This window comes from Variovorax sp. Soil_C_19, assembly GCF_057657255.1.
This window is the reverse complement of record NZ_JBDGIV010000005.1, coordinates 302,877-327,783: the sequence shown is the minus strand read 5'-3', so window position 1 is coordinate 327,783 and position 24,907 is coordinate 302,877. Positions and strand designations below refer to the sequence as shown.

The 24,907-nt window shown below is 66.2% G+C and carries 33 protein-coding genes; 6 read left to right on the top strand and 27 right to left on the bottom strand.

Going from position 1 to position 24,907, the window contains the following annotated elements; translation table 11 throughout:
* Positions 1-37: 37 nt before the first annotated feature.
* From AC3A6R_RS13795 to rplN, 16 genes are all read right to left on the bottom strand, one after another.
* Positions 38-1,027 carry a DNA-directed RNA polymerase subunit alpha gene (locus AC3A6R_RS13795; protein ID WP_056576973.1) on the bottom strand — a complete coding sequence of 330 codons (990 nt, stop codon included), beginning with the start codon at positions 1,025-1,027 and terminating at the stop codon, positions 38-40.
* Positions 1,028-1,157: 130 nt separating this feature from the next.
* Positions 1,158-1,781: a 30S ribosomal protein S4 gene (rpsD, locus tag AC3A6R_RS13790; protein ID WP_487860969.1), complete on the bottom strand. Its 624-nt coding sequence runs from the start codon at positions 1,779-1,781 to the stop codon at positions 1,158-1,160.
* A gap of 130 nt (positions 1,782-1,911) precedes the next feature.
* Positions 1,912-2,316, bottom strand: coding sequence for a 30S ribosomal protein S11 (gene rpsK / locus AC3A6R_RS13785; RefSeq protein ID WP_009124825.1), 405 nt, complete (start codon positions 2,314-2,316; stop codon positions 1,912-1,914).
* A gap of 12 nt (positions 2,317-2,328) precedes the next feature.
* Positions 2,329-2,694, bottom strand: a complete 366-nt coding sequence (rpsM, locus tag AC3A6R_RS13780; protein ID WP_013544105.1) for a 30S ribosomal protein S13 — start codon at positions 2,692-2,694, stop codon at positions 2,329-2,331.
* A 24-nt stretch (positions 2,695-2,718) separates the two neighbouring features.
* Positions 2,719-2,832 (bottom strand): 50S ribosomal protein L36, encoded by a 114-nt coding sequence (gene rpmJ, locus AC3A6R_RS13775; protein ID WP_038201958.1) that lies wholly within the window; start codon positions 2,830-2,832, stop codon positions 2,719-2,721.
* A gap of 50 nt (positions 2,833-2,882) precedes the next feature.
* Complete coding sequence (secY, locus tag AC3A6R_RS13770) at positions 2,883-4,196, bottom strand: preprotein translocase subunit SecY (RefSeq protein WP_487860968.1); 1,314 nt, start codon at positions 4,194-4,196, stop codon at positions 2,883-2,885.
* 26 nt (positions 4,197-4,222) lie between these two features.
* On the bottom strand, positions 4,223-4,654 hold the full coding sequence (rplO, locus tag AC3A6R_RS13765; RefSeq protein WP_487860967.1) for a 50S ribosomal protein L15: 432 nt from the start codon (positions 4,652-4,654) through the stop codon (positions 4,223-4,225).
* A gap of 11 nt (positions 4,655-4,665) precedes the next feature.
* Positions 4,666-4,851 (bottom strand): 50S ribosomal protein L30, encoded by a 186-nt coding sequence (gene rpmD / locus AC3A6R_RS13760; RefSeq protein WP_009124818.1) that lies wholly within the window; start codon positions 4,849-4,851, stop codon positions 4,666-4,668.
* Positions 4,852-4,886: 35 nt separating this feature from the next.
* Positions 4,887-5,405 carry a 30S ribosomal protein S5 gene (rpsE, locus tag AC3A6R_RS13755; protein WP_319428114.1) on the bottom strand — a complete coding sequence of 173 codons (519 nt, stop codon included), beginning with the start codon at positions 5,403-5,405 and terminating at the stop codon, positions 4,887-4,889.
* Between the two features lie 18 nt (positions 5,406-5,423).
* On the bottom strand, positions 5,424-5,789 hold the full coding sequence (gene rplR, locus AC3A6R_RS13750) for a 50S ribosomal protein L18 (protein ID WP_487861094.1): 366 nt from the start codon (positions 5,787-5,789) through the stop codon (positions 5,424-5,426).
* A 14-nt stretch (positions 5,790-5,803) separates the two neighbouring features.
* Positions 5,804-6,337 carry a 50S ribosomal protein L6 gene (gene rplF, locus AC3A6R_RS13745; protein ID WP_487860966.1) on the bottom strand — a complete coding sequence of 178 codons (534 nt, stop codon included), beginning with the start codon at positions 6,335-6,337 and terminating at the stop codon, positions 5,804-5,806.
* Positions 6,338-6,361: 24 nt separating this feature from the next.
* Positions 6,362-6,757 (bottom strand): 30S ribosomal protein S8, encoded by a 396-nt coding sequence (rpsH, locus tag AC3A6R_RS13740; RefSeq protein ID WP_487860965.1) that lies wholly within the window; start codon positions 6,755-6,757, stop codon positions 6,362-6,364.
* Positions 6,758-6,777: 20 nt separating this feature from the next.
* The gene (gene rpsN, locus AC3A6R_RS13735; protein ID WP_021012929.1) at positions 6,778-7,083 is read right to left on the bottom strand and encodes a 30S ribosomal protein S14; all 306 of its coding nucleotides are present in this window, start codon (positions 7,081-7,083) and stop codon (positions 6,778-6,780) included.
* Positions 7,084-7,091: 8 nt separating this feature from the next.
* Positions 7,092-7,631 (bottom strand): 50S ribosomal protein L5, encoded by a 540-nt coding sequence (rplE, locus tag AC3A6R_RS13730; RefSeq protein WP_487860964.1) that lies wholly within the window; start codon positions 7,629-7,631, stop codon positions 7,092-7,094.
* An 11-nt stretch (positions 7,632-7,642) separates the two neighbouring features.
* Positions 7,643-7,975: a 50S ribosomal protein L24 gene (rplX, locus tag AC3A6R_RS13725; protein ID WP_487860963.1), complete on the bottom strand. Its 333-nt coding sequence runs from the start codon at positions 7,973-7,975 to the stop codon at positions 7,643-7,645.
* Between the two features lie 12 nt (positions 7,976-7,987).
* Positions 7,988-8,356: a 50S ribosomal protein L14 gene (gene rplN, locus AC3A6R_RS13720; RefSeq protein ID WP_009124801.1), complete on the bottom strand. Its 369-nt coding sequence runs from the start codon at positions 8,354-8,356 to the stop codon at positions 7,988-7,990.
* A gap of 412 nt (positions 8,357-8,768) precedes the next feature.
* On the opposite strand from rplN, the gene proC reads away from it, so the two are divergent.
* Positions 8,769-9,626, top strand: coding sequence for a pyrroline-5-carboxylate reductase (gene proC, locus AC3A6R_RS13715; RefSeq protein ID WP_487864606.1), 858 nt, complete (start codon positions 8,769-8,771; stop codon positions 9,624-9,626).
* A 6-nt stretch (positions 9,627-9,632) separates the two neighbouring features.
* Here proC and AC3A6R_RS13710 read toward each other — a convergent pair whose 3' ends face one another.
* The 6 genes from AC3A6R_RS13710 to recG form a co-directional block, all read right to left on the bottom strand.
* Positions 9,633-10,100 carry a MaoC/PaaZ C-terminal domain-containing protein gene (locus AC3A6R_RS13710; RefSeq protein ID WP_487860961.1) on the bottom strand — a complete coding sequence of 156 codons (468 nt, stop codon included), beginning with the start codon at positions 10,098-10,100 and terminating at the stop codon, positions 9,633-9,635.
* 10 nt (positions 10,101-10,110) lie between these two features.
* Complete coding sequence (ubiA, locus tag AC3A6R_RS13705; RefSeq protein WP_487860960.1) at positions 10,111-11,010, bottom strand: 4-hydroxybenzoate octaprenyltransferase; 900 nt, start codon at positions 11,008-11,010, stop codon at positions 10,111-10,113.
* On the bottom strand, positions 11,007-11,582 hold the full coding sequence (locus AC3A6R_RS13700) for a Dps family protein (protein ID WP_487860959.1): 576 nt from the start codon (positions 11,580-11,582) through the stop codon (positions 11,007-11,009). Before AC3A6R_RS13700 ends, ubiA begins: the two co-directional genes overlap by 4 nt.
* A gap of 143 nt (positions 11,583-11,725) precedes the next feature.
* Positions 11,726-12,691 (bottom strand): LysR substrate-binding domain-containing protein, encoded by a 966-nt coding sequence (locus tag AC3A6R_RS13695; RefSeq protein WP_487860958.1) that lies wholly within the window; start codon positions 12,689-12,691, stop codon positions 11,726-11,728.
* Between the two features lie 92 nt (positions 12,692-12,783).
* Entirely contained in the window at positions 12,784-13,635 is an 852-nt protein-coding gene (locus tag AC3A6R_RS13690) for a PA4780 family RIO1-like protein kinase (protein ID WP_487864605.1), read from the bottom strand.
* A 326-nt stretch (positions 13,636-13,961) separates the two neighbouring features.
* Positions 13,962-16,124, bottom strand: coding sequence for an ATP-dependent DNA helicase RecG (recG, locus tag AC3A6R_RS13685; RefSeq protein ID WP_487864604.1), 2,163 nt, complete (start codon positions 16,122-16,124; stop codon positions 13,962-13,964).
* Between the two features lie 88 nt (positions 16,125-16,212).
* Here recG and queA point away from each other — a divergent pair, with 88 nt between their 5' ends.
* From queA to AC3A6R_RS13660, 5 genes are read left to right on the top strand one after another with little or no spacing between them, the layout of a single operon-like run.
* Complete coding sequence (gene queA / locus AC3A6R_RS13680; RefSeq protein WP_487864603.1) at positions 16,213-17,262, top strand: tRNA preQ1(34) S-adenosylmethionine ribosyltransferase-isomerase QueA; 1,050 nt, start codon at positions 16,213-16,215, stop codon at positions 17,260-17,262.
* 37 nt (positions 17,263-17,299) lie between these two features.
* Positions 17,300-17,506: an AbrB/MazE/SpoVT family DNA-binding domain-containing protein gene (locus tag AC3A6R_RS13675; RefSeq protein WP_487864602.1), complete on the top strand. Its 207-nt coding sequence runs from the start codon at positions 17,300-17,302 to the stop codon at positions 17,504-17,506.
* Positions 17,506-17,901: a PIN domain-containing protein gene (locus tag AC3A6R_RS13670; protein ID WP_487864601.1), complete on the top strand. Its 396-nt coding sequence runs from the start codon at positions 17,506-17,508 to the stop codon at positions 17,899-17,901. Before AC3A6R_RS13675 ends, AC3A6R_RS13670 begins: the two co-directional genes overlap by 1 nt.
* Positions 17,901-19,073: a tRNA guanosine(34) transglycosylase Tgt gene (gene tgt, locus AC3A6R_RS13665; protein WP_487864600.1), complete on the top strand. Its 1,173-nt coding sequence runs from the start codon at positions 17,901-17,903 to the stop codon at positions 19,071-19,073. The genes AC3A6R_RS13670 and tgt overlap by 1 nt, the downstream gene beginning before the upstream one ends.
* A gap of 46 nt (positions 19,074-19,119) precedes the next feature.
* Positions 19,120-19,911 (top strand): SDR family NAD(P)-dependent oxidoreductase, encoded by a 792-nt coding sequence (locus AC3A6R_RS13660; protein ID WP_487864599.1) that lies wholly within the window; start codon positions 19,120-19,122, stop codon positions 19,909-19,911.
* Positions 19,912-19,920: 9 nt separating this feature from the next.
* Here AC3A6R_RS13660 and AC3A6R_RS13655 read toward each other — a convergent pair whose 3' ends face one another.
* From AC3A6R_RS13655 to AC3A6R_RS13635, 5 genes are all read right to left on the bottom strand, one after another.
* Positions 19,921-20,982 carry a serine endopeptidase gene (locus AC3A6R_RS13655; RefSeq protein WP_487860950.1) on the bottom strand — a complete coding sequence of 354 codons (1,062 nt, stop codon included), beginning with the start codon at positions 20,980-20,982 and terminating at the stop codon, positions 19,921-19,923.
* Positions 20,983-21,026: 44 nt separating this feature from the next.
* Positions 21,027-21,824 carry a DUF2145 domain-containing protein gene (locus AC3A6R_RS13650; protein WP_487864598.1) on the bottom strand — a complete coding sequence of 266 codons (798 nt, stop codon included), beginning with the start codon at positions 21,822-21,824 and terminating at the stop codon, positions 21,027-21,029.
* Positions 21,821-22,288 carry a hypothetical protein gene (locus AC3A6R_RS13645; protein WP_487864597.1) on the bottom strand — a complete coding sequence of 156 codons (468 nt, stop codon included), beginning with the start codon at positions 22,286-22,288 and terminating at the stop codon, positions 21,821-21,823. The genes AC3A6R_RS13650 and AC3A6R_RS13645 overlap by 4 nt, the downstream gene beginning before the upstream one ends.
* 17 nt (positions 22,289-22,305) lie before the next feature.
* Entirely contained in the window at positions 22,306-22,803 is a 498-nt protein-coding gene (locus AC3A6R_RS13640) for a YiaA/YiaB family inner membrane protein (protein ID WP_487864596.1), read from the bottom strand.
* A gap of 116 nt (positions 22,804-22,919) precedes the next feature.
* Positions 22,920-24,893 carry an MFS transporter gene (locus AC3A6R_RS13635; RefSeq protein ID WP_487864595.1) on the bottom strand — a complete coding sequence of 658 codons (1,974 nt, stop codon included), beginning with the start codon at positions 24,891-24,893 and terminating at the stop codon, positions 22,920-22,922.
* Positions 24,894-24,907 lie beyond the last annotated feature (14 nt).

Sequence of the window (24,907 nt, the reverse complement as noted above, 5' to 3'; positions counted from 1 at the left end):
CCGGTGCACTGGCCCCTTTGGGAGGGCCTCTAAAAAATCAACGCTTGTCGAGGCCGGCCGGCGGCCAGCTTTCGAGCTTCATGCCCAAGGTCAGGCCGCGCGAGGCGAGCACTTCCTTGATCTCGTTGAGCGACTTGCGACCCAGGTTCGGGGTCTTGAGCAGCTCGTTCTCGGTACGCTGGATCAGGTCGCCGATGTAGTAGATGTTCTCGGCCTTCAGGCAGTTGGCCGAACGCACGGTGAGCTCGAGCTCGTCGACAGGGCGCAGCAGGATCGGATCGAACTGCTGTGCGCTGCGCGGTGCCGGCGCATCGAATGCGGCCAGTTCGCCACCTTCGAGCTGTGCGAACACCGCGAGTTGCTCGACCAGGATTTTAGCCGAGGCGCGCACCGCGTCTTCGGCCGAGATCGCACCGTTGGTCTCGATCTCGACCAGCAGCTTGTCGAGGTCGGTACGCTGTTCGACACGGGCGCTTTCGACCGTGTAGCTCACGCGCTTGACGGGCGAGAACGAAGCATCGAGCACAATTCGGCCAATCGACTTGGTCGGCTCGTCGGCATAGCGGCGCATCGTGCCGGGCACGTAGCCGCGGCCCTTCTCGACCTTGATCTGCATGTCGAGCTTGCCGCCTTGCGACAGGTGCGCGATCACGTGGTCGGGATTGATGATCTCGACATCGTGCGGGGTCTGGATGTCCGAGGCCAGCACCGGGCCTTCGCCGTCCTTGCGCAGGCTCAGCGTGACTTCGTCGCGGTTGTGGAGCTTGAACACCACGCCCTTGAGATTCAGCAGGATGTTGACGACATCTTCCTGGACGCCGTCGATCGACGAGTACTCATGCAGAACGCCTGCGATCGTGACTTCGGTGGCCGAATAACCGACCATCGACGACAGCAGAACGCGGCGCAGCGCGTTGCCGAGCGTATGGCCGTAGCCGCGCTCGAAAGGTTCGAGCGTGACCTTGGCCTTGTTGGCGGCAAGTTGCTCGACCTGAATGGTCTTGGGTTTCAGCAGGGTGGTTTGCATGCAGACTTCCTCTCAATACCCCCGGCTCGTTACACCGGTAAGGCTGGTGAAGCACCCGTCGGGAGAAGGGGCCTCCCGATGGGAACAAAAAATACAAGTGCGGGCCGCGAAGCGGCCCGTTGTCGTGCGTTTAACGCGAATACAGTTCGACGATCAGCGATTCGTTAATGTCTGCTGCGAACTCGTCACGGTCCGGCACCTTCTTGAAGGTACCTTCGGCCTTGTCGGCGTTCACTTCGACCCAGGCCGGCATGCCGACCTGCTGGGCCAGCTGGAGCGCTTCGGCGATGCGGGTCTGCTTCTTCGACTTGTCGCGAACGGCGATCACGTCGCCGGTCTTCACGAGGTACGACGGAATGTTGACCGACTGGCCGTTCACCGTGATGGCCTTGTGCGACACGAGCTGGCGTGCTTCGGCGCGCGTCGAGCCGAAGCCCATGCGGTAGACCACGTTGTCCAGGCGCGATTCGAGGATGAACAGCAGGTTGGCGCCGGTGTTGCCACGGCGACGATCGGCTTCCTCGAAGTAGCGGCGGAACTGCTTCTCGAGCACGCCGTACATGCGCTTGACCTTCTGCTTCTCGCGCAGCTGCAGGCCGTAGTCGGAAGTGCGCTGGCCCGAAGTGCGGCCGTGCTGGCCCGGCTTGGAGTCGAACTTGGCCTTGTCCTGGATCGAGCGACGGGCGCTCTTCAGGAAGAGGTCGGTGCCTTCACGGCGAGAGAGTTTGGCCTTGGGGCCGAGGTAGCGTGCCACGAGTTTTCCTTTGTGTCATCTGCCGCAGTTGCCTGCGGGAGCCATCGGCGCGGGCGCGGATGGCGGTGGGCTTAGTAAAAAAACAAATGCGCAGCCGCTCAAAAGCCGGCTGCGCCTTGCGGACTGACGCTCAGATGCGGCGACGCTTCTGGGGACGGCAGCCGTTGTGCGGAACGGGCGTCACGTCGGCAATGGAATTGATCCGGATGCCGAGCGCAGCCAGTGCGCGCACCGACGATTCGCGACCGGGGCCTGGGCCCTTGATCTCGACGTCGAGGTTCTTGATGCCTTGTTCGACCGCAGCACGGCCGGCCACTTCGGAAGCCACCTGCGCAGCGAACGGGGTCGACTTGCGCGAGCCCTTGAAGCCCTGGCCACCCGACGAAGCCCACGACAGGGCGTTGCCCTGGCGATCGGTGATCGTGATGATGGTGTTGTTGAACGAGGCATGCACGTGGGCGATACCGTCCGCGACGTTCTTGCGAACCTTCTTGCGAACGCGCTGTGCGGCGTTGTTTGCAGGTGCTTTAGCCATGCTGGTCTATCCTTATTTCTTCAGGGACTGCGCAGCCTTGCGCGGACCCTTCCGGGTGCGGGCATTGGTGCGCGTGCGCTGACCGCGCATCGGCAGGCCGCGACGGTGACGGAAGCCGCGATAGCAGCCGATGTCCATCAAGCGTTTGATGTTCATCGTCGTCTCGCGACGCAGATCGCCTTCGATGGTGAACAAGGCGATCTGATCGCGGATCTTCTCGAGATCGGCGTCGGTCAGGTCCTTGATCTTCTTCGAATATTCGATGCCGCTCGCTTCGCAGATCTGACGGGCGCGGGTGCGACCGATGCCGAAGATGGCCGTCAGGCCGATTTCAGCGTGCTTGTGCGGCGGAATGTTGATGCCAGCAATACGTGCCATGTGCGTCCTCTAATACTCTTTCAATCAACCCTGGCGCTGCTTGTGGCGCGGGTCGGTACAGATCACGCGCACCACACCCTTGCGGCGGATGATCTTGCAATTACGGCAAATGGTTTTGACCGAAGCCGAAACTCTCATTTCATTCTCCTAAAACTCTGTTCAACCCGGCGGGCCCAGTGCCCTGTGCCTTACGAAGTCTTGAAATTGGCCTTCTTCAGCAGCGACTCGTACTGCTGGGACATCATGTAGTTCTGCACCTGAGCCATGAAGTCCATCGTGACGACCACGATGATCAACAGGGAGGTACCGCCGAAGTAGAACGGAACGTTGTACTTCAGGATCAGGAACTCGGGCAGCAGGCAGACGAAGGTGATGTACACCGCACCGGCCAGCGTCAGGCGAACCAGGATCTTGTCGATGTACCGCGCCGTCTGGTCACCCGGGCGAATGCCCGGAATGAACGCACCGCTCTTCTTCAGGTTGTCGGCCGTTTCCTTGCTGTTGAACACGAGTGCCGTGTAGAAGAAGCAGAAGAAAACGATCGCAGCAGCGTACAGCAGCACGTAGATCGGTTCGCCCGGGCGCAGTGCGCTCGCAATGTCCTTGATCCAGCTGAAACCACCTTCGCCGGTGCTGAACCAGCCCACCACCGTGGCCGGCAGCAGGATGATCGACGACGCGAAGATCGGCGGAATCACGCCGGCCATGTTGAGCTTCAGGGGCAAGTGCGACGATTGGCCGCCATACACCTTGTTGCCCACCTGGCGCCGCGCATAGTTCACGAGGATTTTGCGCTGGCCGCGTTCGACGAACACCACGAAGTAGGTCACCAGGGCCACCACCGCGACGATGAGGAGCGCGACGATCACATGCATGGCACCGGTGCGCACCAGTTCCAGCAGTCCGCCGATGGCAGACGGCAGACCAGCTGCAATGCCCGCGAAGATCAGGATCGAGATGCCGTTGCCCAGCCCACGCTCGGTGATCTGCTCGCCGAGCCACATCAGGAACATCGAACCCGCCGTCAGGCTCACCATGGCAGTGATGCGGAAGCCAAAACCGGGCGAGATCACCAGGCCGGCCGACGACTCGAGCGCCACCGCGATACTGAACGACTGGAACACCGCCAGGGCGAGTGCACCGTAGCGCGTGTACTGCGTGATCTTGCGGCGGCCAGCCTCGCCTTCCTTCTTCAATTGCTCGAAGGTAGGAACCACGTAGGTCATCAACTGCATGATGATCGACGCCGAGATGTACGGCATGATCCCCAACGCGAACACGGTGAAGCGCGACAGCGCCCCGCCCGAGAACATGTTGAACAGGCTCAGGATGCCGCCCTGCTGGCCTTGGAACAACGCTGCCAGCTGGTCCGGGTTGATGCCCGGCACAGGAATGTGCGCGCCGATCCGATAGACCACGAGCGCGAGCAGCAAGAAGACGAGCCGGCGACGCAGGTCACCGAACTTGCCTGTCTTTGCGATCGTTGCCGCGTTAGTTGCCACGAAGAACTTCTTTCAGTCCAGTGTGATCAGGCGACGCTGCCGCCGGCTGCTTCGATAGCAGCCTTGGCACCAGCGGTCGCACCCACGCCCGTCAGCTTGACGGCCTTGGTGAGTTCACCGGTCTTAATGATCTTGACGACCTTGGCGAGCTGGCCCACGAGGCCGGCTTGCTTGAGCGCCAGGACGTCGACTTCGGCCAGGCCGAGCTGCTCGAGGGCAGTCAGCGTGACTTCGGCGTTGAACTTCAGCAGGTGCGACTTGAAACCGCGCTTCGGCAGACGGCGCTGCAGCGGCATTTGACCGCCTTCGAAGCCGACCTTGTGGAAACCGCCTGCGCGCGACTTCTGACCCTTGTGACCGCGGCCTGCGGTCTTGCCGATACCGGAGCCGATACCGCGACCGACACGGCGCTTGGCGTGCTTGGCGCCGGCTGCCGGCTTGATGCCATTGAGTTCCATATCAGTCTCTCTTACAGAACTTTGACCAGATAACTGATCTTGTTGATCATGCCGCGCACCGCCGGGGTGTCCTGCAGCTCGCTCACGCTGTTGAGCTTGCGCAGGCCGAGGCCGCGCACCGTCGCGCGATGCGATTCCTTGGTGCCAATCGGGCTCTTGACCAATTGCACCTTGAGGGTTTGTTGTTGCGTCGTCATTTGAATGCTTCCTTCAGCCTTGCGAGAGCTTGCGCTCAGGCGAAGATTTCTTCGACGGTCAGGCCGCGCTTGGCAGCCACTGCGGACGCGGTCGTCGAGTTCTTCAACCCGTCGAGCGTGGCACGAACCATGTTGTAGGGGTTCGACGAACCATGGCTCTTGGCCACGATGTCGGTGATGCCCATGACTTCGAACACGGCGCGCATCGGGCCGCCGGCGATGATGCCGGTACCCTTGGGGGCCGGGATCATGACCACCGAGGCAGCGCCCCAATGGCCCGTCACGCGGTGATGCAGCGTGCCGTTCTTGATCGAGATCTTGGCCAGGTTGCGACGGGCTTCTTCCATCGCCTTCTGCACTGCAGCGGGCACTTCCTTGGACTTGCCCTTGCCCATGCCGACGCGGCCATCGCCGTCGCCCACGACGGTGAGTGCTGCGAAACCGAGGATACGACCGCCCTTCACCACCTTGGTGACGCGGTTGATCGCGATCATCTTCTCGCGCAAACCGTCTTCAGGGCCTTCGTTCTGCGTTCTTGCTTGAATCTTTGCCATTTTGAATCTCGTGTCCGTTTAGAACTGCAGGCCGGCTTCGCGGGCAGCGTCGGCCAGCGCCTTGACGCGGCCGTGGTACGCGAAACCAGCGCGATCGAAGGCGACCTTCTCGACGCCGGCAGCCTTCGCCTTTTCAGCGATGCGCTTGCCGATCGCCGTTGCAGCGGCGGCATTGCCGCCCTTGCCCGAACCGCCGATTGCAGCGCGCACTTCGGCTTCGGCCGTCGATGCGGTGGCAATCACCTTGGTGCCGTCGTCGGAAATGACGGTGGCATAGATGTGCAGGTTGGTACGGTTCACCGTCAGACGGGCCACACCTTGCGTCGCGATGCGGATGCGGGTCTGGCGCGAGCGGCGAAGGCGCTGTGCTTTTTTGGTCAACATCATTTTGCTGCCCCTTACTTCTTCTTGGTCTCTTTGATCACGATCTTCTCGTCCGAATAACGGATACCCTTGCCCTTGTAGGGCTCAGGCGGACGAACAGCGCGGATCTCAGCGGCGATTTGACCAACGCGCTGACGGTCAGCACCCTTGATCACGATTTCGGTCGGGGTCGCAGTGGCCACCGTGATGCCTTGCGGCATGTCGATGTTGACCGGGTGCGAATAGCCGACTTGCAGGTTCAACTTGTTGTTGGACGCTGCAGCCTTGAAGCCGACGCCGACCAGGTTGAGCTTCTTCTCGAAGCCCTTGGTCACGCCAACCACCATGTTGTTCACCAGCTGGCGAATCGTGCCGCTCATCGCGTTGGCTTCACGCGATTCGTCGGCCGGCTCGAAGCTCAGCTTGCCGTCATTGCTGACGACCTTAACCAGGGCATTGCGCGCCAGGTTGAGCGTGCCGCCCGTACCCTTGACGCTGATCTGGTCTTCCTTGATCGACACATCCACGCCTGCGGGGATGGTGACCGGCATTTTTCCTACTCGGGACATTTCAGTGACTCCTCGATGTCTCGGTTAGGCGACGTAGCACAGCACTTCGCCACCGACACCGGTAGCGCGCGCCTTGCGGTCGGTCATCACACCCTGGGGGGTCGTGACGATCGCGACGCCCAGGCCGTTCTGGACTTGCGGAATGGAAGCACTGGCCTTGTAGACGCGCAGGCCGGGACGGCTCACGCGCTCGATGCGCTCGATGACCGGACGGCCAGCGTAGTACTTCAGGGTGATGACAAGCTCGGTCTTGCCGTCTTCGGTCTTGACCTGGAAACCGTCGATGTAGCCTTCGTCCTTCAGGACCTGCGAGATCGCGATCTTCACCTTGGAAGACGGGACCGACACAGTGGGCTTCGCCACCATCTGCGCGTTGCGGATACGCGTCAGCAGGTCGGCAATGGGATCACTCATGCTCATGTTGTTTGCTCCTGCCTGGCTTACCAGCTGGCCTTGGTGACACCGGGGATGTCGCCGTTGAAAGCCAGTTCGCGGATCTTGGCGCGGGCCAGACCGAATTGACGGAAGGTGCCACGCGGGCGACCGGTGATTTCGCAGCGGTTGCGCTGACGCGTGGGATTCGCGTTGCGCGGGAGCTTTTGCAGGCCCAGGCGGGCAGCAGCGCGCTCTTCGTCGCTCTTCTTCACGTCGTTGGAAATTGCCTTCAGTTCCGCGTGCTTCGCAGCGTACTTGGCGACCAGCTTGTCGCGCTTGAGTTCGCGTTGGATCAGGGATTGTTTAGCCACGGTGCGCCTCAGTTCTTGAACGGAAAACGGAAACCAGCGAGAAGCGCCTTGGCTTCTTCGTCAGTCTTGGCCGTCGTCGTGATGCTGATGTTGAGACCGCGCAGGGCATCGACCTTGTCGTATTCGATCTCAGGGAAAATGATCTGTTCCTTGACGCCGATGTTGTAGTTGCCACGGCCATCGAAGGCACGACCCGAGATACCGCGGAAGTCGCGAACACGCGGCAGCGCGATGGTCACGAAACGATCCAGGAACTCGTACATCTGCACGCCACGCAGCGTGACCATGCAGCCGATCGGCTGGTTCTCGCGAATCTTGAAACCGGCGATGGCCTTCTTCGACTTGGTGACCACGGGCTTCTGGCCGGCGATCTTGGTCAGGTCGGCAACGGCGTTGTCGAGGACCTTCTTGTCGGCGACAGCTTCACCGACACCCATGTTCAGGGTGATCTTGGTGAGGCGAGGGACCTGCATCGGCGACTTGTAGCCGAACTTCTCGGTCAGGTCTTTCGCGACTTTCTCGCGATAGTGTTGTTGGAGACGTGCCATGTGAGTACCTCTTAGGCGAACTTGATTTCGTCGCCGCTCGACTTGAAGACGCGAACAGCCACGCGTTTGCCGTCGGCACCCTGGGTGACCTTGATGCCCACGCGGTCGGCCTTGCCGGTCGCGGCATTGAAGATCGCCACATTGGATTGATGGATGGGCATGGTCTTCTCGACGATGCCGCCGGTCGTACCCTTGAGGGGGTTCGGCTTGGCGTGCTTCTTGACGATGTTCACGCCTTCGACGATCACGTGCGAATCGTCCTTGCGCAGCGTGACGGTGCCACGCTTGCCCTTGTCGCGCCCGGCCAACACGATGACCTGGTCGCCTTTGCGAATCTTGTTCATGGCGTTGTGTCCTTAGAGAACTTCGGGTGCCAGCGACACGATCTTCATGAACTTCTCGGTGCGCAGTTCGCGCGTCACCGGTCCGAAGATGCGGGTGCCGATCGGCTCCAGCTTGGCATTGAGCAGCACGGCGGCATTGCCGTCGAACTTGACGAGCGAACCGTCGGCGCGACGGATGCCCTTGGCGGTACGGACCACCACTGCACTGTAGATCTCGCCCTTCTTGACGCGACCACGCGGAGCGGCTTCCTTGATGCTGACCTTGATGACGTCGCCCACGCTGGCATAACGCCGCTTGGAGCCACCGAGCACCTTGATACACAGGACGGATTTCGCGCCCGTGTTGTCGGCCACTTCGAGCCGGGATTCAGTTTGGATCATTGCTAGTAGTTCCCAACTTGTACCGTTGCACATCCAAAAGGGATGCACTTCGGTCAGTCTTGGGCCCGTCGTCCACACCTCGAACCACTCGAGGCATTTCCGCTTTGGGCTGAAAGCTTCGCCTTTTTGAAGCGAAGCCCACGATTGTGGCACGCACAACGAGGCATGTCAACTGCCTTCTGTGCGGACTTTTCTTTTGCCCCCCGTTTGCTGCGCGTCTTTGCGCATTCCACGGGCTCGAAAGGCAAGAAGACCCGAGATTTTAAGGCGAAAGGAAGAAGCGTGCACTTGCAGACGTCTTCGCCGCCTGTCGGTCCGCTGGCAAACAGATGCAGAAGCGGCCGGTGCGACGACAATTTCCATCCGCCGAAGACAACCCGCCTTGCGGCACATTCGCCACTTCAGATCGACCATGACCATCGCCGCCCCCTTCCTCTCGCGCCTCGAACCAGCATCCCTTCCCCCGATCGCCGTCATCGGCGGCGGCAACATGGCCAGCGCCATCATCGGCGGCCTGGTGCAGCAAGGCATGTCGCCCGGCGCATTCGAGGTGGTCGAGCCCTTCGAAGCCGCGCGCACGAAGCTCGCGCAGTCGTTTGGCATCGCGGCCCAGGCCGAGGCCGGCGAAGCCCTGGCGCGCTGCGCCGTGGTGGTCTGGGCCGTGAAGCCGCAGGCTTTCGCCGATGCCGCGGGGCCGGTGCGGCCCTTCGCCGGGAACGCGCTGCACCTGAGCGTGGCGGCCGGCATTCCGTCGGGGAGCATCGCGCGCTGGCTCGGCACCGAGCGCGTGGTGCGCGCCATGCCCAACACCCCGGCGCTGGTCGGCCAGGGGATGACCGGCCTCTACGCGCGCGCGGGCGTCAGTGCGGACGACCGCGCACTGGTCGACCAGCTGCTGGCGCCCACGGGCGAGCTGCTCTGGGTCGACGCCGAACCGGCGCTCGATGCGGTCACCGCCATGTCGGGGTCGGGGCCGGCCTACGTCTTTTATTTCATCGAGGCGATGACCGAGGCCGGCGTCGAAATGGGCCTCTCGCCCGAGCAGGCGCAGCGCCTGGCCATCGGCACGTTCACTGGCGCCTCGGCGCTGGCGCACAGCGCAACCGAACCGCCCTCGGTGCTGCGGGAGCGCGTGACGTCCAAGGGCGGCACGACCTACGCGGCCCTCACGTCGCTGGAGGGCGCCGACGTCAAGTCGCAATTCAAGACCGCGATCCGGGCCGCGCAGCAGCGGGCCATCGAGCTCGGCGAGGAGTTCGGGCGCAGCTGAGCCCGGTCACGCCGGCAGCGCGCCCGGCCCGAGAAAGAACAGCCACTCGGCCGCGAGCGTGACGGTGCCATCCTCGAGCTCGAGCAGCACCTCTTCCTTCAGCAGGAATCCGTCGTCGCCCTTGGGCGTCGCGCCGAGAATGCGCACCCGCGCCCGAAAGCGCGCGCCGACCGGCATCGGCCGGACGAAGCGCAGGCGGTCGAAACCGTAGTTCAGCGCATGGTTCGCGTCGAAGGGCAGCAGCGTGCGCATGGCTTCGGCGGTCAGCCGGATCAGGTGCGAGACCTGGAAGAAGCCCGGCACGATCGTGCCGCCGTAGCCGGCCTCGCGCGCCGCGCGCTCGGGATCGAGGTGGATCCACTCGCCTTCGCCGTCGCCCGACAGCGCCGCGTACCGGTCGACCATGTCCTGGCTGATGGCATGCCATTCGGAACTCCCTTCCCGGCCGACCTTCTGAAGGAGACGCTCAAGCATGGGGGCCGTTTCAGCCGAGGGCATAGCCGGCCACGATGCCCGCGAACACGGCGAAGCCCAGCCAGTGGTTGAGCCGGAAGGCCTTGAAGCAGCCGTCGCGCGTGCGCCCGCGGATGAGTTGCCAATGCCACAGCGCCTGCCCCGCGGCAACGGCGATGCCTGCGAAGAACGCCACGCCCAGCGAGCGGCTGGCGCCGGCCCAGGCCCAGATAGCCAGGAAGACGGCGTAGCTCGCCATCACCGCCGCGACGTCGAAGCGGCCGAAGGTGATGGCCGAGGTCTTCATGCCGATCTTGAGGTCGTCGTCGCGGTCGACCATCGCGTACTCGGTGTCGTAGGCCAGCACCCAGAACAGGTTGCCCGCGAGCAGCCACCAGGCAAAAGCCGGCACCGAGGCCTGCACCGCGGCGAAGGCCATCGGAATGCCGAAGCTGAACGCGATGCCGAGCACCGCCTGCGGGATCGACACGAAGCGCTTGGCATACGGATAGATCAGCGTGACCGCAAGCGCCGCGAACGATGCGTACACAGTGAGCCGGTTGGTCGTGAGCACCAGCGCGAAGGCGCCGAGCGCGAGCACCGCGCCGACGGCCAGCGCCTCGCGCACCGAGACCGCGCCGCTCGTCACGGGGCGCGCTGCGGTGCGTTTCACATGGCGGTCGAAATCGCGGTCGGCCACATCGTTGACGCAGCAGCCCGCGCTGCGCATCAGGACGGTGCCGAGCACGAACACCGCGAGCAGGTGCCAGCCGGGCCAGCCGTCGGCGGCAAACCACAGCGCGCCGAGCGTGGGCCACAGCAGGAGCAGCCAGCCCGCGGGCCGGTTCCAGCGGATCAGGTCGAGGTACACGGCAAAACGCCCGCGGCGCGGCGCGGGCGTGAGGCCGTGGGGTGCAGGCCGGGTCGTCAATCTTCGAGCAGCGAACGCAGCATCCAGGCGGTCTGGTCGTGCACCGTGCAGCGCGCGGTGAGCATGTCGGCCGTCGGGTCGTCGCCGGCCTCTTCGGCCACGGGGATGAACTCGCGCGCGATGCGCGACACGGTCTCGTGGCCCTTCACGAGGATGCGCACCATCTCCATCGCCTTGGGCGGCTGCTGCGGCACGTCGGGCACGGTGGCGATCTTGCTGAACTCGGCATACGAGCCGGGCGCGTAGTGGCCCAGCGCGCGGATGCGCTCGGCGATCACGTCGGTTGAGCCCCACAGCTCGGTGTACTGCGTCATGAACATGGCGTGCAGCGAATTGAAGTGCGGACCGGTCACGTTCCAGTGGAAGTTGTGCGTGGTCAGGTAGAGCGTGTAGGTGTCGGCGAGCACGCGGCTCAGGCCCTCGGCGATGGCCGCGCGGTCCTGGCGCTCGATGCCGATGTTGATGATCGGCGCATTGCGGCTGCCGGACTCCTGGGCCACGGAGGCGTCGCCCTTCTTGGGCACCTTGCCCGACGAGGAGGATGACGGTGTTTTCTTGGGGGTTTTTGCCATGGCGTGAATCTCTTTCTTCAGGCTTTGAGGGGACTCGTGATTGTGAAAGCCGGCGCGCAGCTTCGCAACAGCGTCACTCTATCCCAGCGATCAACGAATTCGAACGGTGCCGGCGTAGGCAAAGTTCGCGTTCTGCGCACTTCCTATGACAGCCGCTTGACGCCCGGCAGCTCGCAGGCATAGATGGCATTGCGCAGCGCGGCGATCGCCTCGTAGCGCGTGAAGGTGCGCCGCCAGGCCAGCACCACGCGCCGGGTCGGCGGATCACGATCGTTCGCGTCGCGCACCGGCAGGTAGCGCACCATCTGCTCGCTGTCCTTGCGCCCCCTCGCCTTGGGCTTGAGCGCCTCGGCCGGCACCGACAGGCGCGGCACCAGCGTCACGCCCATGCCCGAGGCCACCATGTGCTTGATGGTCTCGAGCGACGAACCCTCGAAGCTCTTGCGGATGCCTTCGGCATTGCTCGAGAAGCGCGCGAACTCGGGGCAGACCTCGAGCACGTGGTCGCGAAAGCAGTGGCCGGTGCCGAGCAGCAGCATGGTCTCGTTCTGCAGTTCCTCGGAGGTGATGGCCTCGCGGTCGGCGAACTTGTGCTTCGCCGGAAGCGCCGCCATGAAGGGCTCGTCGTAGAGCGGCGCCATCGCCAGGCCGGTGTCGGGAAAGGGCTCGGCCATGATCGCGCAGTCGATCTCGCCGGCGCGCAGCATCTCGAGCAGCTTGGCGGTGAAGTTCTCCTGCAGCACCAGCGGCATCTGCGGCGTGCGTGCGATCACCTGGCGCACCAGGTCGGGCAGCAGGTAGGGGCCGATGGTGTAGATCACGCCCAGGTTCAGCGGGCCGGCCAGCGGGTCTTTCCCGCGCTTGGCGATCTCCTTGATGCTCGCGGCCTGGTCGAGCACGCTCTGCGCCTGCTGCACGATCTGCTCGCCGAGCGGCGTGACGGTGACTTCGCCGGCACTGCGCTCGAAGAGCTTGACCTCGAGTTCGTCCTCGAGCTTCTTGATGGCCACGGAGAGGGTCGGCTGCGAGACGTAGCAGGCTTCGGCGGCCTTGCCGAAGTGCCGCTCCCGGGCCACCGCAACGATGTATTTGAGTTCGGTCAGAGTCATAGCTTGCGTCAATTATGCGCAAGGGGCGTGACGGGCGTTCACCAGCAATGGAATCGCCTTGCCGAAGGTCGCAATTCCCGTCGTGAGGTGCGCTATGGCCGCGGCGCCTGCATCCGCAGCAGCCGCGCCGCCTCCTCCGCGCGCGCATCGTCCACCTCGCGCAGCACGGCGCCCACATCGACTGGGCGGTCGTCGCGCTCGAACAACCCCGTCAATTCAGTCTCGGGCCGCAGCAGCCCGCGCTCGTAGAGCTGCCAGATCTCATCGCCGTAGTGCGTGTGCAGCAGCGCGGGTGCGAACTGGCCGAAGAAGTTGCGCAGGTTCTCGACGTCGCGCAGCAGCATGCGCTTGGCGTGGTTGTTGCCCGCCGCATCCACCGCCTGCGGCAGGTCGATGATCACCGGGCCGTCTGCCGCCAGCAGCACGTTGAACTCCGACAGGTCGCCGTGCACCACGCCGGCACTGAGCATGCGCATCACTTCCTTGAGCAGGCTCGCGTGGTGCCGCAGTGCGTCTTCGGGCGAGAAGGCCACGTCGTTCAGGCGCGGGGCGGCGTCGCCGGCGGCATCGGTCACCAGGTCCATCAGCAGCACGCCGTCGAGAAAGTTGTGCGGCGTGGGCACCCGCACGCCGGCCGCGGCAAGGCGGTAAAGCGCATCGACCTCGGCGCTTTGCCAGTTGGCCTCGCTGACCTGGCGGCCGAAGCGCGTGCCCTTGGCCATGGCGCGCGCCTCGCGCGAGTTCTTCACGCGCCGGTTCTCGGTGTAGTCGACCGCTTGGCGGAAGCTGCGCTTGTCGGCTTCCTTGTAGACCTTCGCGCAGCGCGTCTCCTCGCCGCAGCGCACGACGTAGACCATCGCTTCCTTGCCGCTCATGAGCTGGCGAACGACGCTGTCGATCAGGCCTTCGTCGACCAGGCCCCGAAGTCTTTGGGGCGTCTTCATGCACGCACCTCGGGCGAAGCCTGGGCGAACTGCCGCGCATGGGCAACATCGATTTCAATCATGGTGAGCCTTGATTCGAAGAGGAACGGGGCGCCTGCGGCATACATCGGCATGGCGCAGGGACGCTGGGTTTGAATCGGCGGCTGGTCGAAGTGCGGGCGACCCCGAGGATCGGACTGCAGGCGGTGCCGGAAGCGCGCGCCCGGCGCAGAGCGCGTCAGCGGCCATCGAATGTAGCGAGGTTCGCGCGGCCTGTGAAGTGCGGGGGCTGCCCGCTCGCGCCGACGCGGCGGCCGAGCTGACGCGCGACCGGAGGGGCGGCGAGCTCAAGCCTTCAGATACTCGGCCTTGGTGCCGAGCCAGCGGTCCACATGCCGCCGGGCGAGTTCGGGATGTTCGTCGAGCATGCGCGGTGCGAGTTCGCGCGCCCAGTCGAGCAGCAGCGTGTCGGTCGTGAGGTCCGCGAAGCGCAGCAGCGGCGCACCCGACTGGCGCGCCCCGAGGAACTCGCCGGGCCCGCGGATCTCGAGGTCGCGGCGTGCGATCTCGAAGCCGTCGCCGGTCTCTGCCATCGCCTTGAGCCGCGCGCGCGCCGCCTCGCCGACCCGGCCGCTGTCGCCCGGCGCGTAGAGCAGCACGCAGGCCGAGGCCGCCGCACCGCGCCCGACCCGGCCGCGCAGCTGGTGCAGCTGCGAGAGGCCGAAGCGCTCGGCATGCTCGATCACCATCAGCGAGGCATTCGGCACGTCCACGCCGACCTCGATCACGGTCGTGCTTACGAGCACATGTATCTGGTTGGCGGTGAAGGCCGCCATCACCGCCTGCTTCTCGGCCGTGGGCATGCGCGAATGCAGCAGGCCCACGTTGACCTGCGGCCCGAGCAGGTCGGCCAGTTCGTCGCGCGTGGCGGTCGCGTTGCGCAGGTCGACCGCCTCGCTCTCCTCGATCAGCGGGCACACCCAGTACACCTGCCGCCCCTGCTTGATCTGCGCCTGGATGCGCGCCACCACCTCGTCGCGCCGGTGCTCGGCCACCAGCTTGGTGACGACGGGCGTGCGGCCCGGCGGCAGTTCGTCGAGCGTGGAGACGTCGAGGTCGGCGTAGTAGCTCATGGCGAGCGTGCGCGGGATCGGCGTGGCGCTCATCATCAGCAGGTGGGGTTCACGCCCGTTGCGCGCCTTGCCCCGCAGGGCCAGGCGTTGCGCCACGCCGAAGCGGTGCTGCTCGTCGATGATGGCGAGCGCGAGGTTGTGGAAGCGCACCTTCTCGGAGATGACGGCGTGCGTGCCGATCACGAGCGCGGCCTCGCCGCTCTCGACCGCGGCGGCCATCGCATCGCGCTCCTTCTTCTTCTGGCTGCCGGTGAGCCAGGCCACGCGCAGCCCGCGCTCGGCCAACAGCGGATCGAGCCAGCCGACCAGCTTGCCGAAATGCTGGGCCGCGAGGATCTCGGTGGGCGCCATGAGCGCGCACTGGAAGCCCGCGTCGATGCAGCGCGCCGCCGCGAGCGCGGCGACCACCGTCTTGCCCGAGCCGACGTCGCCTTGCAGCAGCCGGTGCATCGGCACCTCGCGCTCGAGGTCGCGCGTGATCTCCTCGCCGACGCGCCCCTGCGCCCCCGTGAGGCCGAACGGCAGTACGCCCAGCAGTTCGTCGTGCAGCGAGCCCTTGCCGCCCGCGGGCGCGGCCGCCGCGTCGAGCACCGGTGCGCGCTGCGCCGCCCGCTCGCGCCGTGCCTGCATCTGCGAAAGCTGCTGCGCGAGCAGTTCCTCGGCCTTGATGCGCTGCCATGCCGGATGGCTGTGGTCCTCGAGCGTGGCCATGGCCACGTCGGGCGTCGGGTAGTGCAGGAAGTTGAGCGCGCTGCGCAGGTCCCAGGCGCCGCGCAGCCCGATCTGCACCGGAATGGTCTCGTCGAGCACCGCACGCGCAAGGCCCGAGCGCACCTCGCGGCGCAGCACCGGCTGGGGCAGCCCGGCCACCGTCGAATAGACCGGTGTCAGCGCCTCGGGCAGCGAGGTGCCCGCGGCCTTGACCGTCGGATGCATCATCTGCCGCCCCACGAAGCCGCCGCGCATCTCGCCGCGCACCCGCACGCGGGCGTCGACCGCGAGCTGCTTCTGCTGCGAGGGATAAAAATTGAAGAAGCGCAGCTGGCAGGTGTCGCTGCCGTCGTCGATGGTGGCGATGAGCTGGCGGCGCGGCCGGTACACCACCTCGCATTCGGTCACCACGCCCTCGACCTGCGCCAGGTCGCCGTCGCGCGTGTCGGCCAGCCGCACGATGCGCGTCTCGTCCTCGTAGCGCATCGGCAGGTAGAGCGCGAAGTCGATGTCGCGCACCAGGCCGAGCTTGCGCAGCGCGCGCTGGACCTGGCTCAGGCCGCTGCCCGGCGGGCCGGCTGGCGGCGGCGCCGCCACACCGGCCGCGGCACCCGCAGCGGTGGCCGGGGGCTTTCGGGACGGGGCGGATTTCGCGGACGCGGGCATGGGACAATTCTGCCCGGCTCCGGCCATCCGCTTTCCCGTTTCCCTTCTTTCCGCCACTTGGCACGGGTCCGTCCGACCCTCAAGCACCATGCGCGACTTCACGCTCTCCGATTTCGACTTCGACCTGCCGCCCGATCTGGTGGCCCAGCATCCCGCGCCCGAGCGCACCGCCTCGCGCCTGCTCGACGGCACCGGCCCCACGCCGGCCGACCGCATCTTCCGCGACCTGCCTTCGCTGCTGCGCGCGGGCGACCTGCTGGTCTTCAACGACACCCGCGTCGTCAAGGCGCGCCTCTTCGGCGAAAAGCCCACGGGTGGCAAGCTCGAACTGCTCGTGGAGCGCGTGCTGCAGGGAAATGAGGTGGTCGCCCACATGAAGGTCAGCAAGAAGCCCCCCGTCGGCACCATGCTGCAGATGGCCGGGGGCTTTCGCGCCACGCTGCTCGGCCGCTGGCCCGAGGAGGACGGCGCCCTCTTCCGCTTCGCGTTCGAGAGCGACGCGGGCGAGAACCCCTACATGCTGATGGAGCGCTGCGGCCACGTGCCGTTGCCGCCCTACATCACCCACACCGATTCGGCCGAGGACGAGCGCCGCTACCAGACCGTGTTCGCACGCGTGCCCGGCGCGGTGGCCGCCCCCACGGCGGCGCTGCATTTCGACGAGGCCCTGCTGGCCGCGCTCGAGGCCCGCGGCGTGCAGCGCGCCAGCGTCACGCTGCACGTCGGCGCCGGCACCTTCCAGCCCGTGAAGACCGAGAACATCGCCGAGCACCAGATGCATGCCGAGCGCTACGAGGTGCCCGAGGCCACCCAGCGCGCCATCGCCGAGTGCAAGGCGCGCGGCGGCCGCGTGGTCGCGGCCGGCACCACCACCGTGCGCACGCTCGAATCGTGGGCCCGAAGCGGCGAGGCCAGCGGCGACACGCGCATCTTCATCACGCCGGGCTTCGCGTTCGCGCACGTCGACCTGCTGGTCACCAACTTCCACCTGCCCAAGAGCACGCTGATGATGCTGGTCTCGGCCTTGGCGGGCTACGAGCGCGTGATGGCGCTCTATGCGCATGCGATCGCCGAGCGCTACCGGTTCTTCAGCTATGGCGATGCCATGCTGCTGGCACGGGCAAACACCCCGAATTGACGATCGATATAATTGCGCTTACCAAATGGAGATCGATATGCCGACCGTCACAGTTTCGTCCAAATTCCAGGTAGTGATTCCCCAAGCCATTCGCGAGCAGATGGCCATCGAACCCGGTGCACGGTTCAGCGTGGTGCGACACGGCAAGGCCATTGAACTGATTCCCGTTCCCACGTTGCAGGAACTGCAGGCCGAATTGCGTGGAATCCCGACGGAGGTCATCGACGACCCCGAGCGCTTCTGATGGCGCGCGCCCCCGCCAAAGCGCCCCTCGGGCCCCTGATCCTGGATTCATCGTGCTGGCTCGAAGTCTTCGGCTCCACCGACCGCGCCAAGCTTTACCAATCCGCGGCAGCAGAGCCCAGCCTGCTGATCGTCCCAGTCGTCATCCTGTATGAGGTCTACAAGACCCTGCGCCGCATTCGCGACGCATCGATCGCATCGCGTGCCGCGGCTTACATGCAGCAGGGTGAAGTGGTGGAGCTTGATGCGGCTTTGTGCCTTTCGGCAGCCGACAACGGCTTGCCATTCGCAGACAGCTTGATCTATGCCACGGCGCTGGCGCGCGGCGCCGCACTTTGGACCCAAGACGCGCACTTCGACGGCCTGCCTGGCGTCAAATATTTTCCGAAGCCCTGATGCTCTCCTTCGAACTCCTCAAGACCGACCCCGCAAGCCACGCGCGGCGCGGCACGCTCACGCTCAACCACGGCGTGGTGCAGACCCCGATCTTCATGCCCGTGGGCACCTACGGCACCGTCAAGGGCGTGATGCCGCGCAGCCTCGAGGAAATGGGCGCGCAGATCATCCTGGGCAACACCTTCCACCTCTGGATGCGCCCGGGCCTCGACGTGATGGCGCGCTTCGGCGGGCTGCACGGCTTCGAGAAATGGAGCAAGCCCATCCTCACCGACTCGGGCGGCTTCCAGGTCTGGTCGCTGGGTGCGATGCGCAAGATCAGCGAGGAGGGCGTGAAGTTCGCCTCGCCGGTCAACGGCGACAAGCTGTTCCTCACGCCCGAGGTCTCGATGCAGATCCAGACCATCCTCAACAGCGACATCGTGATGCAGTTCGACGAGTGCACGCCCTACGACACCCAGGGCCACATCACGACCGAGGCCGAAGCGCGCATCTCGATGGAACTGAGCCTGCGCTGGGCCAAGCGCTGCCAGCACGAGTTCGCGCGGCTCGAGAACCCGAACGCGCTGTTCGGCATCGTGCAGGGCGGCATGTTCGAGAACCTGCGCGAAGAGTCGCTCGCGGCGCTGGTCGAGATGGACTTCCCGGGCTACGCGATCGGCGGCGTGAGCGTGGGCGAGCCCAAGGAAGAGATGCTGCACATCATGGGCCACACGCCGCACCGGCTGCCCGCGGACAAGCCGCGCTACCTCATGGGCGTGGGCACGCCCGAGGACCTGGTGCAGGGCGTGGCCGACGGCGTGGACATGTTCGACTGCGTGATGCCCACGCGCAATGCGCGCAACGGCACGCTCTTCACGCGCTTCGGCGACCTGAAGATGCGCAATGCGCGCCACAAGAGCGATCCGCAGCCGATCGACCCGAGCTGCAGCTGCCATGCGTGCGCGGGCGCCTCGGGCGTGAGCTGGAACGACGGCGGGCGCGAGGGCTTCAGCCGCGCCTACCTGCACCACCTCGACCGCTGCGGCGAAATGCTCGGGCCGATGCTCACGACCATCCACAACCTGCACTACTACCTGAACCTCATGCGCGAGGTGCGCGAAGCGCTCGAGGCGGGCACGTTCGGCGAATTCCGCGCGCGCTTCAAGGCCGACCGGGCGCGCGGGGTGTAGGCACGCACCGATTCACTTGGGCAGCCGCATCCGCTACGCTGGTGCCATGACCCAAGGCGCAACCACTCCCTCCTCCACCACGTACACCGCCCGCTACCCCTCGCTGGCGGGGCGCACCGTATTCATTTCGGGCGGCGCGAGCGGCATCGGCGAAACGCTGGTGCGGGCCTTCCACGCACAGGGCGCGAAGGTCGGCTTCTGCGACATCGACGCCGCCGCTGGCGACGTGCTCGCCAACCAGCTGCGCGGTGAGCACCCGGCGCGCTTCGTGGCCTGCGACGTGACCGACACCGCCGCGCTCGCCGCCGCCATCGCTTCCGTGCGCACCCAGTTCGGCCCCGTCGGCGTGCTGCTCAACAACGCGGCCAACGACCGCCGGCACGACATGGCCGACGTGACCGACGCCGATTTCGACCGTCTCGTGGCCGTCAACTTCAAGCACCAGTTCTTTGCCGCACAGGCGGTGGCCGACGACATGCGCGCACTCGGCGGCGGCTCGATCGTCAACTTCGGTTCGATCAGCTGGATGATCAAAGACCCCGGCTATCCGGTGTACCAGGCCTGCAAGGCCGCCGCGCGCGGCCTCACGCGCTCGCTCGCACGCGACCTCGGCAAGGACGGCGTCCGCGTCAACACGATCGTGCCGGGCTGGGTGATGACCGAGCGGCAGCTCAAGCTCTGGGTCAAGCCCGAGTCCGGCGCCAAGATCGAGGCCGCGCAATGCCTGCCGGGGCGCCTGATGGCCGAGGACATCGCCGCCATGGCGCTGTTCCTGGCTGCCGACGACTCGCGCATGTGCACCGCGCAGGATTTCGTGGTCGACGCCGGCTGGACCTGAACCGCGCCGTCAGGCAGCTTGGGGCGCTGCGCCGTCCGCCGCGGCCGCCGTGCCGCAGGCGTGGCAGAACCGCGAGAACGCGCTCTTGCGGCTTTGGCAATGCCCGCAGTGGTCGAACAGCCCAATGCCGCAGTGCGGGCAAAAATCGATCTCGGTGTTCTTCAGGTCCACCGGCCGCTCGCAGCCCGGGCACACGTTCTTGGCCAGTCGCGCGAGCGCGGTGTCGTAGCTGAGCTCCTGGCGCCGCACCGTGTCGGGCTGCTGCTCGGCCGCCTTCTGGCGCGCAAGGTAGCTGTTCAGGGCAACGATGGCATAGCGCCCCACGAGCGCCGTCACCACGATGCCCACGATGTAGCGCACATAGCCGCCGTAGCTCGGCAGGTAGGGCACCAGCTCGACGAAGAAGGCGAACAGCGCGAACAGGATGAAGCCCCAGGCAAAGGGCCAGTAGGTGCTCTTGCGCTTCTTCACGAACAGCCAGCCGGCCACCACCAGCAGCGGCAGCGTGAGCGCCAGGCGGTAGCCGAACACGCGCAGCTCGACGCGGCGGTACTCGGCCTCGAGCTTCTCCTGCGCCGCCCGTTCGAGCACCGCGAGCGACTCGCGCGCCCGCTCGTCCGCCTGCCGCGCGTCGAGCGCGACCTGGCGCTGCACGTTGAGCTTGCGCTGGGCCTCGTCTTCCTTCTGCTTGAGCGCATCGAGCGCGCGGGTGCGCGCGATCAGCTCCGGGTCCTGGTCGGGCTGGGCGGTGGCGCGGCGCGTGGCGATCCAGTTGCCGAAGGTCTCGCGCGCGTTGGCGCTGGCCTGGCGCGCCATGTTGAGCTGCAGTTGCGCCTGCTCGAGTTCGCGCGAGGCGACCCGCTCGGCCTCTTCCGATGCCTTGATCGCGTTGCGCAGCGGCTCGGCCGCGGGCCGGTCGATGAAGTCGTCGAGTTCGAGCGCGCGCTCGACCTGCGGCAGATCGCCCACCAGCGTACCGCCGAGCCCGATGAGGAAGCTCGCGAACACCAGCGCCACGAGCCAGAGCCCGCGGCGAAACCATTTCTCTGAAAGGCGCAATGACTTGCTCATTTGTTTTTCCTCGTTCTTGCTTTTCGGATATGCAGCGCCGCGGGTCAGAGCCCGAGCACGGTGGGTGCCGCGGCGAGCCCCGCGCGCGGCAGCCATTCGAACACCGAATCGACCGTGACCGTCTCGATGCGGTCCGAAAAGCGCTTCTCGTTCGGATGGTCGTCGAAGGCCACGTTGGCCGAGCCCACGCGGCCGCCGAGCCGGGCCAGCGGCCCGAGCCGCAGCGTGGTGGGCGCGTAGCCCTTGAACTGGAGCCAGGCTTGGGCCTGCGACCGGCTCGCGATGGTCGCGGGCTCCATGGCCGCGGCCAGTGTCTCGATCGCCCACTGGTTCGACTGCTGGTACTTCTGGCCCCAGGCGTAGCCCACGATGCTGTACGGCGCGATGTTCATCCGCGTGATGCGCCCCGCCGGCGCCTGGAGCACCGCCAGCAGCTGTGCCTGCACCTGCGGCGTGGGCACGGCCCAGGCTGCCTCGTAGCGCCAGGGGTCGTCGAGGAAGAACTCGCCGAGCCCCTGCCGGTAGACCGCGGCCACGGCCGTGCCGCACTGGTTGAGCTTGTGCACCACGCGCCACGGACCGGCGTCGGTCTTGTAGGCGATGCCCATGTGCGAATAGCGCAGGCCGTACTTGCCCAGATCCTGCCCGGCGCGGGCGAGCAGCACCACGCGGGCGCCGCTGGCGTCGAGCCGCTCCGAGGTGCGCGCGGCCAGCTGCAGGCCCTGCACCAGCATCGCGGTGGTCGGCTTCACCTCCTGGCACGAGCGGCCGGCCTGCGCCTGCAGCGGCAGCCCGATCGCGAGCACCAGCGGCAGCAATGCGCGAAAAGCAAGCGGCTTCATGACAGCTTCTCGTTGTGCAGCAGCGCGCGGCCGATGGCATTGGGCACGAAGGCCAGCACCTCGCCCGCGGCCGAGATCACCACGCCGCTGCCGATCGCGGTCACGAGCACGCTCGTGCCGACTGCGGCCGAGACGCCGCCGGCGGCGCGGCCCGCGACCTTGATGCTGGCACGCGCACCGTCCGATGCGCGCTCGAGCAGGTAGACGGTGCCGTCGACCGCAGCCTCCACGGCCAGCACCGTCAGCACCGAGCCGCCGACTGAGAGCGCGGCGGGCAGCGCGACCACCGCGGTGGCCGAGGCACCCACGGCCGAAGCGGCTCCCACCACCGACGCCACGGGCATCAACGAGAGGGCCGCGGACGCCTCGGACGCACCGTCGTGGGCCTGGGCATGCAGGGGCAGCGTGGTGCCGGCGAACAGGGCGCTGGCGGCCAGTAGAAAGGTAATCATCGACTTTTTCATGGCGGTCTTTCGTGGCTTCATTCGGCCGCCGTGAGGGCTTCGGCACAGGCGGCGCGGCGGCCCTGCAGGCGCGCTTCGATCAGGTCGGCCTCGTGCCGGTCGCGCAGCGTCTTGGCGAGCGTGAAGGCCGCGCTGATGAGGAACAGCCAGCTCACGCCGAGAAAGGCCTTGTAGGTCTCGTTGATCTCCATGCGCAACAAGCCCCAGCCCGTGAGGCCCATGGCGGTGAAGAAGCTGCCCCAGACCACCAGGCGCCACATCGGCAGGTCGCGGCCGGCGGCCGCATCGTCCTTGGCATGCTGGCTGTCGCGCACGAACTTGGCCAGCATGAAGGCGGTGCTGAGGCAGAACACGTAGCCCATCACCATGAAGGCCCGGTCCAGCGCCTCGCCCGGCAGCCAGCTCAGGCCGGTGGCGCAGAGGAACACGGCGATCGCGAACGAAGCCCAGACCTGGAGCTGCCAGGCCCGCGTGTCGCGCTGGATCGAAACGGTGGAAGAAGGGGTGGTTTGCATGAAAGCCTCGCGGCGTAGTGAAGGTGAGCGAATGATGGTTCGCTCCCGCACCGCGGGGCTCTAATTCTTCGACCGGTCCAGGTCTTGTACGCCGGTAGTATCGCCAGAAGATACTTTTACCCGGCGGCCAGCAGCCCGCTCACGCGCTGCTGCAGCGCCTCGGGCCGCACCTCGTGGGCGGCCACGGCAGGGCCGACGCGCAGGCCCACGCGGCTGAAGAAGCCGCGGCGAAAGGGCTTGGCCATGGCCACGTTCTGGCCGCCGCGCAGTTCGATGCGGCTGAAGTACGAGCCCCAGAGGTTGGTCAGCGCCATCGGGATCACCGGCGGCTCGATGCCCTCGGCGCGCGCACCCTCGACGATCTTCATCACGCCGCCCTTGAACGGCTGCAGCGTGCCGTCGCGCGTGATGGCGCCCTCGGGAAAGATCGCGAGCAGGTCGCCTTCGCGCAGCACGGCCAGCGCCTTGGCGAACGCGGCCTCATAGGCCGCGGCGTCTTCCTTCTGCGGCGCGATCGGGATCGCCTTGGCAAGCCGGAACAGCCAGCCGAGCACCGGCACCTTGAAGATCCGGTGGTCCATGATGAAGCGGATCGGCCGCGGGCTCGCAGCCATCAGCAGCACCGCATCGATGAAGCTCACGTGGTTGCACACCAGCACCGCCGCACCCTCGGTGGGAATGTGCGCGTCGCCCTGGATGTCGAAGCGGTAGACGAAGCGCGACAGCACCCAGGCCACGAAGCGCAGCAGGTATTCGGGCACCAGCAGGAAGATGTAGAACGCCACCACCGCATTCGCGATGCCGGTGAAAAGGAAGATCTGCGGGATCGTGAAGCCGGCGCCGAGCAGCGCGCCCGCGATCACCGAGCTGCCGATCATGAACAGCGCATTGAGGATGTTGTTGGCCGCGATGATCCGCGCGCGGTGCGTGGGCTGACTGCGCAGCTGGATCAGCGCGTACATCGGCACGCTGTACAGGCCCGCGAACAGCGACAGCAGCGCGAGGTCGGCCATCACGCGCCAGTGCGCCGGTTGGCCCACGAAGGCAGCGAGCCCCATGCCGCCCGACGGCGGCAGCCCGCGCGAGGCGAAGTACAGGTCGATCGCGAACACGCTCATGCCGATGGCGCCGAGCGGCACGAGGCCGATCTCCACCTGGCGGCGGCTCAGCGTCTCGCACAGCAGCGAACCGACGCCGATGCCGACCGAGAACACCACGAGCAGCAGCGAAGCCACCTGCTCGTCGCCGTGCAGCACTTCCTTCGCGAAGCTCGGGAACTGGCTCAGGAACACCGCGCCGAAGAACCACATCCACGAAATGCCGAGCAGCGAGCGGAACACCACGATGTTGCCGTGCGCGAGCTTCAGGTTGCGCCAGGTCTCGCTGAACGGGTTCCAGTTGACCACCAGCCCCGGGTCGGTGGCGGGCACCGGCGGCACCCCTTGCGCCGTGGCGCGCCCGACCAGCGCGAGCAGCACACAGGCCACGGCCACCGCGGTGTGGCCGACCTGCGGCATCGCCACCAGCAGCCCGCCCGCGACCTGGCCCAGCAGGATCGCGACGAAGGTGCCCATCTCGACCATGCCGTTGCCGCCCGTGAGTTCGCGCGCGTCGAGCACCTGCGGCAGGTAGGCGAACTTGACCGGTCCGAACAGCGTGGAATGCAGCCCCATGAGGAACACGCAGCCCAGCAGCATCACTGCGTCGGCGCGCACGAAGCCCCAGGCGGCGATCAGCATGATCGCGATCTCGAGGTTCTTGACGAAGCGGATCATCTTCGTCTTGTCGAACTTGTCGGTCAGCTGGCCGGCCGTGGCCGAGAACAGCAGAAAAGGCAGGATGAACAACGCGCCAATCGCCAGGCCCGCCATGGCGGGCGGCATCCAGCTCAGCTGGAGCTGGTAGGTCACCATGACGGTGAAGGCGAACTTGAAGAGGTTGTCGTTCGCCGCGCCCGCAAACTGGGTCCAGAAGAAGGGCGCGAAGCGCCGCTGCCCAAGAAGCGCGAACTGATTGGCATGGGCGTTCGCTTCGGGCGCCACGGGAGCGGCGGTGGCACCAGCAGCAGCTGCAGCAGCGGGATCGGTCATTCGACGGTTTCTCC

Excerpts from the sequence above, each read along its gene's own strand:
- AC3A6R_RS13795 (WP_056576973.1), bottom strand. The coding sequence starts at position 1,027 with ATGCAAACCACCCTGCTGAAACCCAAGACCATTCAGGTCGAGCAACTT.
- rpsK (WP_009124825.1), bottom strand. The coding sequence starts at position 2,316 with ATGGCTAAAGCACCTGCAAACAACGCCGCACAGCGCGTTCGCAAGAAG.
- rpsM (WP_013544105.1), bottom strand. The coding sequence starts at position 2,694 with ATGGCACGTATTGCTGGCATCAACATTCCGCCGCACAAGCACGCTGAA.
- rpmJ (WP_038201958.1), bottom strand. The coding sequence starts at position 2,832 with ATGAGAGTTTCGGCTTCGGTCAAAACCATTTGCCGTAATTGCAAGATC.
- rplO (WP_487860967.1), bottom strand. The coding sequence starts at position 4,654 with ATGGAACTCAATGGCATCAAGCCGGCAGCCGGCGCCAAGCACGCCAAG.
- rpmD (WP_009124818.1), bottom strand. The coding sequence starts at position 4,851 with ATGACGACGCAACAACAAACCCTCAAGGTGCAATTGGTCAAGAGCCCG.
- rpsE (WP_319428114.1), bottom strand. The coding sequence starts at position 5,405 with ATGGCAAAGATTCAAGCAAGAACGCAGAACGAAGGCCCTGAAGACGGT.
- rplR (WP_487861094.1), bottom strand. The coding sequence starts at position 5,789 with ATGTTGACCAAAAAAGCACAGCGCCTTCGCCGCTCGCGCCAGACCCGC.
- rplF (WP_487860966.1), bottom strand. The coding sequence starts at position 6,337 with ATGTCCCGAGTAGGAAAAATGCCGGTCACCATCCCCGCAGGCGTGGAT.
- rpsH (WP_487860965.1), bottom strand. The coding sequence starts at position 6,757 with ATGAGCATGAGTGATCCCATTGCCGACCTGCTGACGCGTATCCGCAAC.
- rplE (WP_487860964.1), bottom strand. The coding sequence starts at position 7,631 with ATGGCACGTCTCCAACAACACTATCGCGAGAAAGTCGCGAAAGACCTG.
- rplX (WP_487860963.1), bottom strand. The coding sequence starts at position 7,975 with ATGAACAAGATTCGCAAAGGCGACCAGGTCATCGTGTTGGCCGGGCGC.
- rplN (WP_009124801.1), bottom strand. The coding sequence starts at position 8,356 with ATGATCCAAACTGAATCCCGGCTCGAAGTGGCCGACAACACGGGCGCG.
- proC (WP_487864606.1), top strand. The coding sequence starts at position 8,769 with ATGACCATCGCCGCCCCCTTCCTCTCGCGCCTCGAACCAGCATCCCTT.
- AC3A6R_RS13710 (WP_487860961.1), bottom strand. The coding sequence starts at position 10,100 with ATGCTTGAGCGTCTCCTTCAGAAGGTCGGCCGGGAAGGGAGTTCCGAA.
- AC3A6R_RS13700 (WP_487860959.1), bottom strand. The coding sequence starts at position 11,582 with ATGGCAAAAACCCCCAAGAAAACACCGTCATCCTCCTCGTCGGGCAAG.
- AC3A6R_RS13695 (WP_487860958.1), bottom strand. The coding sequence starts at position 12,691 with ATGACTCTGACCGAACTCAAATACATCGTTGCGGTGGCCCGGGAGCGG.
- AC3A6R_RS13690 (WP_487864605.1), bottom strand. The coding sequence starts at position 13,635 with ATGAAGACGCCCCAAAGACTTCGGGGCCTGGTCGACGAAGGCCTGATC.
- recG (WP_487864604.1), bottom strand. The coding sequence starts at position 16,124 with ATGCCCGCGTCCGCGAAATCCGCCCCGTCCCGAAAGCCCCCGGCCACC.
- queA (WP_487864603.1), top strand. The coding sequence starts at position 16,213 with ATGCGCGACTTCACGCTCTCCGATTTCGACTTCGACCTGCCGCCCGAT.
- AC3A6R_RS13675 (WP_487864602.1), top strand. The coding sequence starts at position 17,300 with ATGCCGACCGTCACAGTTTCGTCCAAATTCCAGGTAGTGATTCCCCAA.
- AC3A6R_RS13670 (WP_487864601.1), top strand. The coding sequence starts at position 17,506 with ATGGCGCGCGCCCCCGCCAAAGCGCCCCTCGGGCCCCTGATCCTGGAT.
- tgt (WP_487864600.1), top strand. The coding sequence starts at position 17,901 with ATGCTCTCCTTCGAACTCCTCAAGACCGACCCCGCAAGCCACGCGCGG.
- AC3A6R_RS13660 (WP_487864599.1), top strand. The coding sequence starts at position 19,120 with ATGACCCAAGGCGCAACCACTCCCTCCTCCACCACGTACACCGCCCGC.
- AC3A6R_RS13655 (WP_487860950.1), bottom strand. The coding sequence starts at position 20,982 with ATGAGCAAGTCATTGCGCCTTTCAGAGAAATGGTTTCGCCGCGGGCTC.
- AC3A6R_RS13650 (WP_487864598.1), bottom strand. The coding sequence starts at position 21,824 with ATGAAGCCGCTTGCTTTTCGCGCATTGCTGCCGCTGGTGCTCGCGATC.
- AC3A6R_RS13645 (WP_487864597.1), bottom strand. The coding sequence starts at position 22,288 with ATGAAAAAGTCGATGATTACCTTTCTACTGGCCGCCAGCGCCCTGTTC.
- AC3A6R_RS13640 (WP_487864596.1), bottom strand. The coding sequence starts at position 22,803 with ATGCAAACCACCCCTTCTTCCACCGTTTCGATCCAGCGCGACACGCGG.
- AC3A6R_RS13635 (WP_487864595.1), bottom strand. The coding sequence starts at position 24,893 with ATGACCGATCCCGCTGCTGCAGCTGCTGCTGGTGCCACCGCCGCTCCC.